Source organism: Pseudonocardia sp. NPDC049154 (assembly GCF_040648315.1).
Classification (GTDB): domain Bacteria; phylum Actinomycetota; class Actinomycetes; order Mycobacteriales; family Pseudonocardiaceae; genus Pseudonocardia.
Genome location: NZ_JBEZDN010000004.1, coordinates 38,614 through 49,330, shown reverse-complemented (window position 1 = coordinate 49,330; position 10,717 = coordinate 38,614). Strand labels below are relative to the sequence as shown.

General features: G+C 73.2%; 9 protein-coding genes. 5 read left to right on the top strand and 4 right to left on the bottom strand.

Going from position 1 to position 10,717, the window contains the following annotated elements:
- Positions 1 to 39: 39 nt before the first annotated feature.
- Positions 40 to 564, top strand: a complete 525-nt coding sequence (locus AB0B41_RS03845; RefSeq protein ID WP_358198631.1) for a hypothetical protein — start codon at positions 40 to 42, stop codon at positions 562 to 564.
- A complete protein-coding gene (locus AB0B41_RS03840) occupies positions 564 to 1,589 on the top strand; it encodes an NAD(P)-dependent alcohol dehydrogenase (protein ID WP_358198629.1) in 1,026 nt (341 codons plus the stop codon). Before AB0B41_RS03845 ends, AB0B41_RS03840 begins: the two co-directional genes overlap by 1 nt.
- 239 nt (positions 1,590 to 1,828) lie before the next feature.
- On the opposite strand, the gene AB0B41_RS03835 is transcribed toward AB0B41_RS03840, so the two are convergent.
- From AB0B41_RS03835 to AB0B41_RS03825, 3 genes are all read right to left on the bottom strand, one after another.
- Positions 1,829 to 2,560 carry an NAD(P)H-binding protein gene (locus AB0B41_RS03835; RefSeq protein WP_358198627.1) on the bottom strand — a complete coding sequence of 244 codons (732 nt, stop codon included), beginning with the start codon at positions 2,558 to 2,560 and terminating at the stop codon, positions 1,829 to 1,831.
- An 81-nt stretch (positions 2,561 to 2,641) separates the two neighbouring features.
- On the bottom strand, positions 2,642 to 5,074 hold the full coding sequence (locus tag AB0B41_RS03830) for an AAA family ATPase (RefSeq protein ID WP_358198625.1): 2,433 nt from the start codon (positions 5,072 to 5,074) through the stop codon (positions 2,642 to 2,644).
- Positions 5,071 to 5,766: a hypothetical protein gene (locus AB0B41_RS03825; protein ID WP_358198623.1), complete on the bottom strand. Its 696-nt coding sequence runs from the start codon at positions 5,764 to 5,766 to the stop codon at positions 5,071 to 5,073. The genes AB0B41_RS03830 and AB0B41_RS03825 overlap by 4 nt, the downstream gene beginning before the upstream one ends.
- Before the next feature lie 421 nt (positions 5,767 to 6,187).
- Here AB0B41_RS03825 and AB0B41_RS03820 point away from each other — a divergent pair, with 421 nt between their 5' ends.
- The 3 genes from AB0B41_RS03820 (at position 6,188) to AB0B41_RS03810 (ending at position 10,037) form a co-directional block, all read left to right on the top strand.
- The gene (locus AB0B41_RS03820; RefSeq protein WP_358198621.1) at positions 6,188 to 7,525 is read left to right on the top strand and encodes a ferredoxin reductase family protein; all 1,338 of its coding nucleotides are present in this window, start codon (positions 6,188 to 6,190) and stop codon (positions 7,523 to 7,525) included.
- 131 nt (positions 7,526 to 7,656) lie between these two features.
- On the top strand, positions 7,657 to 9,012 hold the full coding sequence (locus AB0B41_RS03815; protein ID WP_358198620.1) for a DUF4142 domain-containing protein: 1,356 nt from the start codon (positions 7,657 to 7,659) through the stop codon (positions 9,010 to 9,012).
- Positions 9,012 to 10,037, top strand: a complete 1,026-nt coding sequence (locus AB0B41_RS03810; protein ID WP_358198619.1) for a hypothetical protein — start codon at positions 9,012 to 9,014, stop codon at positions 10,035 to 10,037. The genes AB0B41_RS03815 and AB0B41_RS03810 overlap by 1 nt, the downstream gene beginning before the upstream one ends.
- 92 nt (positions 10,038 to 10,129) lie before the next feature.
- Here the strand turns inward: AB0B41_RS03810 and pyrE are convergent, their stop codons facing one another.
- Complete coding sequence (pyrE, locus tag AB0B41_RS03805) at positions 10,130 to 10,714, bottom strand: orotate phosphoribosyltransferase (protein WP_358198618.1); 585 nt, start codon at positions 10,712 to 10,714, stop codon at positions 10,130 to 10,132.
- Positions 10,715 to 10,717: the final 3 nt, after the last annotated feature.

Sequence of the window (10,717 nt, the reverse complement as noted above, 5' to 3'; positions counted from 1 at the left end):
CTCCCCCCCCGCGCGGGCCCCGCTCTCCGCGCCTAGGTGGTGGCCTGCCCCGATAGCGGGGCGCCCCGGGCGCGCCGCGCCCCCGGCGGGGGGGCCCCCCCCCCCCCCCCCCACCACGACTCCGACCTGATCAACACCGGGCTGGCCGCCGACGCCGGCTACCGCGGCACCTTCGCCCACGAGGCCGAGCAGGACCTCGAGGAGCTGCGGACCACGTTCCGGCGCAAGGCCCACACGGCCGCGATGGAGCGGGTGCTGACCCGGATGGTCCGGGGCGGGTGCGCGGTCGAGGACCTGGGCCGCGTCACGATCGGCGACCTGCCGCTCGACGACGCCACCCGCGCCCTGCTCCGCCGCCGCGCCGCGATCGGGCTGCGGACCGGCGAGGACCTGCCGGTGTTCGTCGACCACAGCGGCACGCCGTACCCGCAGGTCGAACTGCCGCTGCAGCTGCGCCTGGCGCGGTCCACCCGGATCTCGATCGAGGGCAACGCCCACTTCTGCCGTGGCCTGCTGGCCACCCGTTACGACTTGGCCGGAACAGAGAGCAGGGAGACCGCGTGATGAGGGCCGTCCAGGTGGTGGGGTACCACCGCAACCTCGAGATGACCGACGTGCCGGATCCGACCGTCGTCGCGCCGTACGACGTGATCGTCAAGATCGGCGGCGCGGGAGTGTGCCGGACCGACCTGCACATCCTCGAGGGGCAGTGGGCCGAGAAGTCGCAGGTCACGCTGCCGTACACGATCGGGCACGAGAACGCGGGCTGGGTCGCCGCCGTCGGGTCGGCGGTGACCAACGTGGCCGAGGGCGACAAGGTGATCGTGCACCCGCTGATCACCTGCGGGCTCTGCCGCGCCTGCCGCTCCGGCGACGACGTGCACTGCACCCAGTCGCAGTTCCCGGGCATCGACACCAACGGCGGGTACGCCGAGTACCTGCGGACCTCCGCCCGCAGCGTCGTCAAGCTGGACGACGCGCTGGAGCCGGCCGACGTCGCCGCGCTCGCCGACGCGGGTCTGACCGCCTACCACGCGGCGGCCAAGGCGGCCCGGCGGCTCGGCCCGCGCGACACCTGCGTGGTGATCGGCGCCGGCGGGCTGGGACACATCGGGATCCAGGTGCTGAAGGCGTCGACGCCGGCGACGATCGTCGTGGTGGACCGGAATCCGGAGGCCGTGAAGCTGGCCGAGTCCATCGGCGCGGACCTCGGGGTCGTGGCGGACGGCGGACACGTGGACCACGTCCTGGAGCTCACCCGCGGGGAGGGCGCCGAGGTCGTCGTGGACTTCGTGGGCGAGGGCGGCAGCACGTCCGAGGGCCTGCAGATGACCAAGCAGGCCGGGGACTACCACGTGGTCGGGTACGGCGAGAACGTCGACGTGCCGACGATCGACCTGATCTCCGCCGAGAAGAACATCGTGGGCAACCTGGTCGGCAGCTACAACGACCTGTGCGACCTGATGGAGCTCGCCGCGCGCGGCCTGGTCACGCTGCACACCGCCCGCTACAGGCTGGACGACTTCCAGCAGGCGATCGACGACCTCGACGCCGGCCGGGTCCGCGGGCGGGCGATCCTCGTCCCCTGACCGGATCTGGCGACTCGCGCGTCCACATCTCCCGACTCGCGCGTCCACATCTCCCGACTCGCGGGCAGGACTCCGCGAGTCGGGAGATCTGGCACCGCGAGTCGGGAGTTTCGGCGCGGGGCGCTGGGCGCGGAAGGCTGTTGCGTGCGCGGCGGCCCACTCGGCGAAGGTCGTCGCCGGCGCGCCCGTGAGCTCCTCGACGGTGGACTGCACCCGGGCGGGCCGGTCGACGCCGCCCTTCAGGATCGTGTCCACGTACCACTCCGCGCTGCCGCCCATCTCCGGCCGCAGGACCTCGACGGCCTCGTCCCGGCTGACCTGCACGAACTCCACCGGCTTCCCGCGGGCCGCCCCGATCCGCTCCGCCAGGTCGACGCGGGTGAGCACCTCCGACCGGTGAGCGGGTACGACCTGCCCTCGTGCCCGGGCGTCGTCAGGGCGACCGCGGCCACCCGGGGGATGTCGTCCATCGCGATCGGGGTGCTGCGGCCCTCCGGGTAGGGCTCGCGCACGGCGTCCGTCGCGATGATCTGCGGCGCCCAACTCAGGGTGTTCTCCATGAAGTCGCCGGGGGACAGGTGCGTCCAGGCCGGGCCGCTCGCCTCCACCGCCTTCGCGACCCCGCCCCACCAGCTCTCGTGCTCACCGGAGAGGTCCACGACCCGCTCCACCCCCGCCTCGCGGGCCAGCCGCAGCACCTCCTCGACCGTGTCCGGCGTCGGCGCGAGGTACATCGCGGAGACGCCTTCCAGCGCCGCGGGCAGGGTCTCGGGCTCCCGCAGGTAGCCGAGGGCGACCTCCACGCCCTCGGGCAGTGCCGCCCTGGCCGGGTCCGTGGTGAGCGCGCGGACCGCGCCCGCCCCTGCCGCCACCAGGTGGTCGACGACCTTCCGTCCGATGTTCGCCGTCGCGCCCGTCACCAGGATCGTCATCATGTCCCCCATCTCAGTACGGCGTACGGAAAACTCCATCAGTACGCCGTACGGAGTTGCACGCGAGAAAAAACGCCGGCCCGCGAGTGGTCCGCGGGCCGGCGTCCGACGCGTGCTCGGTTACGGGGCGGACGGCGGCGGCGTGGCCGCGGCCGAGCTGCCCTCCTCCCGCTCGCGGATCGCGGGCAGCGCCAGCCGGACGGGCGCGTGGGCGCGGTGCGCCCCGGCCGCCGCGGCGTGGTACTCCTCCAGCTGAGCCAGGAAGTCCGGGTCGGCGTAGATGCGGCCGTCGATCGTCGGGCCCTCCCGCCCGGTGAGCACCGCCTCGACGTCCTCGCCGGTCAGCGTCTTGTGCGTCTCCAGCGCGTGCGCGATGGCGAGCACCGAGGAGCGGTTCTCCCGGAGGATCTCCGCGGCCTTGTCCAACAGCCCGTCGAGGTGGTCCTCGATCCGGTCGGCGAGCGCCCGGCGGAGCACCTCCTCGGCGCTGCCGTCCTTGCCCGGCACGCCCTTGCCGCCGCCCGGGGCGCCGACCTCGAGCCGCCGGGCCGACGAGTACGACGACACCGTCGACCCCATGCCCCAGAAGCCCTCCATGAACGACGCCACGGTCGTCGCCGACTCGAGGTCGCCGGAGACGCCGGACGAGCTGTCGCCGTCGAAGAACATCCGCTCGCCCGCCAGCGACGCGAGCGAGACGAGGATGTCCGCCTCGTACTCCGAGCGCCACCGGGTGAACTGGTCCTCCGGCGGGATGCTCGCGACCATGCCCAGGTAGTCCGAGCCCTTCTCGATCGTCGCGAGGTCGATCTCCATGTGCTCGCGCACCCGGAAGGCGACGACGGCGTGGCAGCCCTCGTGCACGGCGACGGCGTGCCGCTCGCGCTCGATGTACTCCACGTCCTCGGGCGGGCCGAGCTCCTTGAGCTGCTTGGCCTTCATCAGGTCGCGGTAGGTGATGACCTCGCGGCCGTCCCGGATCGCGGTGATCAGGGCCTCGTTGACCAGGTCCTTGATCGTCGCGCCGGTGGCGTACGGGGTGATCGTCGCGAGCTTGTCGAGGTGCTCGTCCGTGATCTCGTGCGGCACCTTGTCCAGGTAGCCCTGGTAGGTGCGGATCCGGCCGGCCTTCGAGGGGTAGCCGACGCGGTAGATCCGGTCGATGCGGCCCGGCCGCAGCAGCGCCTCGTCGAGCGACTCCGGCATGTTCGTGGCCATCATGACGAGGATCCGGTACTTGGGCGGCGGCTTCGGCCGCATGCCCAGCGCCCGCCGGCCCCACCGGTTGAGCAGGCCGCGGGGCTTCTTCAGGCCGGAGAGCTCGGTGAGCAGCGCCTGCAGCGTGCCCATGCCGCCCCCGCCGCCGCCGTTCATCGCGCCGCCCATCACGAAGCGGCTGCGCGGCTCCTCGACCGGCGGGGTGCTGCCCATGGACTGCCGGAACAGCATCGACTGCGTGTCCCGCGACAGGTAGGAGAAGCCGTGGCAGCCGGTCCCGTGGAAGGGCGCCGGGCCGAACCCGCGGGGCGCGCCGCCGGGCCCCGTGACCGCCAGCGAGCCGCGGTTGCCCAGCGCGTCCGCCTCGTCGAAGAAGACGATGACGCCGCCGTAGCGCAGCGAGAGCTTGCGCAGCTTCCGGAACAGCGACTTCACCTTGAGGATGCCGACGCCCATGAACATGTTGATGAAGGCGCCCGGGTCGACGAAGACGTAGGGCTTGCCGGTCTCGCCCGCGACGGCCTCGGCCATCAGCGTCTTGCCGGTGCCGGGCGGGCCCCAGAGCAGGAGGCCGCCGGGGACGTAGCCGCCCTTGGCCTCGATCTCGTCCGGCTTCTCCAGGAACATGATGTTCTCGCGGATCCGCTGGACCACGTGGTCCTGACCCCAGACGTCGGCGAACCGGGTCTTGATGTCGTCCGGGTAGTAGGTGTCCACGCCGCCGCGCGAGAGCAGCCAGAACAGGCCGATGAACTGGAACGCGATGAAGAAGAACGCGAAGGCCAGCTGCAGGATGAACGGCAGCGCCTGCCAGATCAGCGCCGGGGCCTGGAAGATCGCCAGGAAGGGCGAGGTGCCCAGGGCCGCGCCGGCGACCAGGGCGACCAGCACCAGCAGCAGCACGATCTTGATCACGCGGGCGAGCCGGAACCGGGTCCAGTCCGAGAACCGCTTCTTGAGCGCTCGGTCGGTGCCGCCGAAGACCTTCCGCGTCCAGAAGACGTGGTAGGCCGACCACCGCTCCGACACGAAGTAGTGGATCTGCCGCAGCAGCTCCAGCCCGGCGAGCCACAGCAGCCACTGCGACTCGACGGTCTCGATGCGGAACGCGTCCGTGAAGGTGATCAGCGGGTTGTCCGCGACCTGCGACCACACGATCACCAGGAACGCGACGACGAACAGCAGCAGCAGCTTGCCGCGGTCCCACAGCGACGCCTTCTTGCGCCGGGGCTCGTACTTCTCCGGCGGCGGCTCGTGGTGTGCGTGCTGCTCGGGCGGCGGGCCCTCCGGCTGCCCCGGCTTCCCGGGGTCGGCCGGGTCGTCGGTGATGGTCATGGGCCCTCCCGAACCGTGAACGAGGAGACGACGCCGTCGATCTCGGACTGCCGCTTCTCGAAGCAGTCCGCCGAGCAGCGGGCCAGCGCGAGGTAGAGCTTGCTGGCGTCGTCGTTGAGATAGCCGGTCTGGTCGAAGATCTGCGGCGCTCCGCCGTTGACCCGGTACGAGAAGACCGTGTGCACGCCTCGGATCCCCTCGCCCGGGGTCAGCACCTCGTCCCCGAGCAGGGTGAAGCCGGTCAGCCCGCTCTGCTGCCCGCCCAGCTGCATCGTCTGGCGCGCCGTGTCGGACACCGGGTAGATGAAGTCCCTGATCGTGTCGAGCGAGATCTGCCCGCGCGACTTCTCCGGGATGGGCTGGACGGTCACCAGGATGGCCGGCGACTCGGCGGACTCACCGATGATGTGGTTCAGCGACGGCTGCGCGTCCGAGTCGTACGCCTGGATCCACACGCCCTCGCTGGAGTCCTTCGCGGGCTCGACGCCGAGCTGGCTCTCCACCTCGGTCGGGGGGACCTGCTTCCACGACGTGGGCACCTTCAGATAGGTACGGTCGGCGGAGTTGGTCACGTAGGTCCAGGACGGCGCCCCGCAGCCGGCGAGGAGCGCGACCACCATCCCCGTCGCCAGCAGCATCGGCGCGAGCAGCGCGGGTCCACGCCGTGCCCGGCGCCCCGCTCGTCCTGCCATGAGCACTCCCCCACCGTGACTCTTCCGTGACCTTCGAGTATGCGGCACGAAACGTCCCCGACACTGCACCGTTCAGGTTGCGAAGGCGTTTCCCACCGCCCGAAGTGTGACCTCTGCGGCCGTCGGGAGCCACGCTAGGGGCGGCGGGGTCAACGGCCGGTGAGGGGGTGACCTTCCGCGCTCCGCCGCGCGCCCTGCGCCGTGCGGACACGGTCGGTCTGCGAGCGGTGGCGGTGGGCGACCGTCCGGCGCACGCGAGGCCCGAATCTGAGGGGGTTGCTCGGCGTTCGGAGCAATTGCCCGGGCGTTCGGATCATTTTCGCGCCCGTCGTCGACCGCCGGGCCCGCGCCGGGCGCCGTCGCCCGGCGGGCCCTTAAGCTTCCGTACCCCTCCGACGAGGCTTGCCTACCGTCCTTCGCCGTGGACAGGACGACGGTCTCGGCGGCCCCGGCGGCGGGCGCACGCACGGCATGGGTGACGGCACTGCTCGTGGTGCTGGCCGGCCCCGCGCTGGTGCACCTGCTGACCTCCGAGCCCATGGGCATGTGGCGGCAGCTGTCGTCCGTCACCGGGCTGGTGGCCCTGTCCGCGCTCGTCTGCACCGCCGCGCTGCCCTCCCGGCTGCGCGGGCTGACCCGGGCCTTCGGCATCGAGACGGTCGTCGGGCTGCACCGCCAGCTCGGCATCCTCTCCGCCGTCCTCATCGCGGTGCACCTGGCGGCCGTCGTCGCGGCCAACCCCGCCCAGGTCTCGCTGCTGATGGTGCCGACCGCGCCGAACCGGGCCCGCGCGGCCGTCGCCGCCACGGTGTCGATCGCGCTGCTGGTCGCGCTGGCGCTCTGGCGGCGCAAGTTCAACCTGCGCTACGAGGTGTGGCGCTGGCTGCACCTGATGCTGGCCGTGTTCGTGCTGGGCGGCTCCGCGCTGCACGTCCTGTGGCTGCAGCACCTGGTGAACGACGCCGTGATGGGTCCGATCCTCACCGCGCTCGGCATGCTCGTCGTGGTCGTGTTCGCGATGCGCTGGTGGGGGCGGTCGGTGCTCGAGCACGGCGGCGAGTTCGCCGTGCAGGCGGTGCGGGCCGAGAACCCGACCGTGACCACGCTGGTGCTGTCCCCGCGCGACGGCGGCGAGGGCCTGCGCTTCTCGCCCGGCCAGTTCGCGTGGGTCCGGCTGCAGCGCTCGGCGGTGGAGGAGCACCCCTTCACCATCGCCAGCAGCGCGCACGATCCGCGGTACACCGAGTTCACCATCCGCGGCACGGGCGACTTCGCGACCGGCGTGCGGGACCTGCGCCCCGGCGAGTCGGTGTGGGTCGACGGCCCGTACGGCTCCTTCACCTGCGACGACGTCCCGGCGGCCGGGCTGGTCCTGATCGCCGGCGGCGTGGGCATCACCCCGATGATGAGCATGCTGCGGACCGCGGCGGACCGCGGCGACCAGCGGCCGCACCGGCTGATCTACGTCGCCCGGGACACCGGCGACCTGCTGTTCCGCGACGAGCTCGCGATGCTGCGCAGCTACCTCGACCTGGAGGTCACCGAGGTCCTCCGCCGGCCGTCCGCGGCCTGGACGGGCGCGACGGGCGAGATCGACGTCGCGCTGCTGACCACCGTCCTGCGCACCCTCGACGTGGGCGCGCGCAACGACTACTTCCTCTGCGGCCCGCCCTCGATGGTCTCCGACGTGCACGGCGCGCTGACCGTCATGGGCGTCGCCGACGACCACATCCACACCGAGCAGTTCGACATGGCCTGACCCCCGAGCCCTCCGCCGGCCGGTGCCGCCCGGCGGACGCACGACCCTGTACCACGAAGGACCCGGCCACGCTCCCCCTCGCGGCCGGCACGCACCCGCTCCCCACGGGCCGCTCCCCGAAAGGTCCATCGATGTTGCACCGCATCCCGCGCTCCGTGCGCTGGGCCCTGCTCGTCGCCGTCCTCGGCGCCGTCACGGTGTCCGTCCTGCAGTCCTGGACGTCCGGCGCCCCCGGCACCGGCGGCTGGCAGCAGACCCAGTGGGGTCCGCTCGGACCCGCCGACCGCGACCTGCTGATCAAGGTCCGGCAGGCCGGCCTGTGGGAGGCGCCGACCGGCCAGCAGATGGCCCAGCAGGCCACCAACCAGCAGGTCCGCGAGACCGGTCAGCACCTGGCCGAGCAGCACGCGGTGCTCGACCAGATCGACCGCGACGTCGCGGACAAGCTGGGCGTGCAGCTGCCGAGCCGGCCGTCGGACCAGCAGATCGGCTGGATGAACCAGATCACGAACACGACCGGCACGGACTACGACAAGACCGCCGTGCAGATCGTGCGCCTGGCCCACGGCAACGTGCTGCCGGTCATCGCCGACGTGCGGGTCAGCACCCGCAACGAGCTCGTCCGGCAGTTCGCCGACACCGCGTTCCAGTACGTGACCGGGCACATCGCGATGCTGGAGGCCACCGGCCTCGTCGACTACTCGGCCCTGCCCGAGGCGCCCTCGCCCGGCCTGCTCAGCGGGGCCACCACGCCCGCCGACATGATCGTCCCCGCGATCGTGTTCCTGGCCTGCGCCGCTGCGGCGATCGGCCTGCTGGTCACCCTGCGCCGCGGGAAGAAGAAGGCCCCGGCGGCCGCGGCCCCGGCCACCGGCAGCCAGCTCGCGGCCCTGCACTCGGCGCCGGTGCTGACCATCCCCGCCCCGCGGGAGGAGTCGTCGGGCAGACGCGGCAAGCGCGCGCCGCTGCCGGTGGGCGGCGCCGCCCAGCCCTCGGGCGCGACCTCGACCGGCGGCCACCGCGCGCGGCGGCGCGGGTCGCAGGGTGGTTCGCACAGCGGTTCGCACAGCGGTTCGCACAGCGGCGGCCTGCGGGTCGACGACTCCGGCGGCTTCCGCGTCGACGACTCGGGCGGCTTCCGCCGCGCCGACACCGGCGGCCACCGGCTGACCCGGTCGGCCTCGGACACCGGCGGCCACCGCGCCCGGAACGCGGCCGACTCGGGCGGATTCCCCACCGCCCGCACCGCGACGGCCGTCAGCGACTCCGGCGGCTTCCCCTCCGTGTCCGACACGGGCTCGCACCGGCGGCGCCGCGGCGCCGACTCGGGCGGGTTCCGCTTCGACGACCTGCTCGGTTCCGACCGGGCCGGCCAGACCGGCGGCCACCGCGTGCCGCGCTCCACCGACACCGGCGGCCACCGGCTCGACGAGTCCGACCCGGCCGCCCGCTCCCCCCGATCCGCTACCCGAGGAATGACCCGCTGATGGCAACCCGGACCGACACCCCAGACACCCCCGAGACCCCCCGCGTCGGGCGCACCGCCCGGTCCGCCCGCCTGCGGCGCGTCCTGCTGACCACCGCGGCCGCCGCCATGCTCGTCGTCCCGACGGCCTGCGGGTACGCCGCCGCCGCCGACCGGATCTCCACCGGTGGCAGCGGGCAGGGCGCCAGCGCCGCCGCGCCGGTCGCCGACCAGGAGGACCAGGAGGGCACCGCCGGGACCGAGGACGCCGCCGGTGCCACCGGTGCCACTGGTGCCACTGGTACCGCTGGTGCCGGGGAGGACGCCGCCGGCACGGACGACGCCGCCGCCGACGCGCAGCAGCAGGGCCGGGGCGGGCAGAACCGCGCCGACCAGGCGAACGCGAACGCACAGAACGGGCAGGAGAACGGGGGCCAGGCCGCCCAGGAGGACGAGCAGGCCGCCGCGGAGGACGCCCCGGCCGCCGAGGGCGGTGAGAAGATCAACGGTCTCGACGTGCTCGCCCGCGACTGCTCGAAGAGCAACCTGCCGCCGCACGACGGCTTCCAGAAGGGCGACCGCTGCGTCTCCACCGAGTTCGGCGAGGTCGGTGACGCGAACCAGAACCCGTCCCTGCTGATCACGAAGTTCCCCCAGCAGGTGCAGGCGGACCAGCCCTTCAGCATCGACGTGACCACGCGCAACCTGAAGCGCGACCGGTTCCTCGGCGCCGCGGCGGGCGGCTACTACCTGGAGAGCTCACTGCTCGACGACAACGGCATCCAGCGCGGCCACTTCCACACGGCCTGCCGGATGATCTCGCTCGACGAGGCGCCCGCCCCGGGCGACAAGCCGGCCTTCTTCGTGGCCACCCAGGACAACAAGGGCGGCGCCGGCGACAGCACGGTGACCATCGACGTCACGGGGCTGCCGAAGGGCGTCGCCCAGTGCAGCTCGTGGGCCGGTGACGGCTCGCACCGCATCCCGATGATGGAGCGGGCCGACCAGACCCCCGCCTTCGACTCGGTCCGCATCCGGGTCGTCTGATCCCGGCAGGGGCCGGTTCCGGTCCCCGTCCTGCCCGAAGACCCGGTACGACGGCCGGGAATGGGGCGGGCCGGGCGGGGGTCGGGACCTCTCTACAGCCCCAGGTCGGCGAGGCCGAGGAGCGCGCGGTACGGCGCGCCCTCGGCCTCGATCGCTTCCCGGGCACCGGTGGCGCGGTCGACCACGGTCGCCACGCCGACGACGGTGGCCCCGGCCTCGCGCACCGCGCGGACGGCCTGCAGCACCGACCCGCCCGTCGTGGAGGTGTCCTCGACGACGAGCACCGGCCGGCCCGTGATGTCCGGGCCCTCGATCAGCCGCTGCAGCCCGTGCTCCTTGGTCGACTTGCGGACCACGAACGCGTCGACGGGCGGGACGCCCGGGTCGGCGGCCCGCTCGGCCGCGGCGGCGTGCAGCACCGCGTCGGCCACCGGGTCCGCGCCCAGGGTCAGCCCGCCGACGGCGGAGTACCCCCAGTCCGCGGTCAGCGTGCGCAGCAGCCGGCCGACCAGCGGCGCGGCCTCGTGGTGCAGCGTGACCCGGCGCAGGTCGACGTAGTAGTCGGCCTCGCGGCCGGAGGACAGCGTGACCTTCCCGTGCACGACCCCGTGCTCGCGCACGAGCTCGGCCAGCCGCAGCCGGTCGGTGTCGTCGGTGGGGTCGGTGGCGGTGCTCATGCT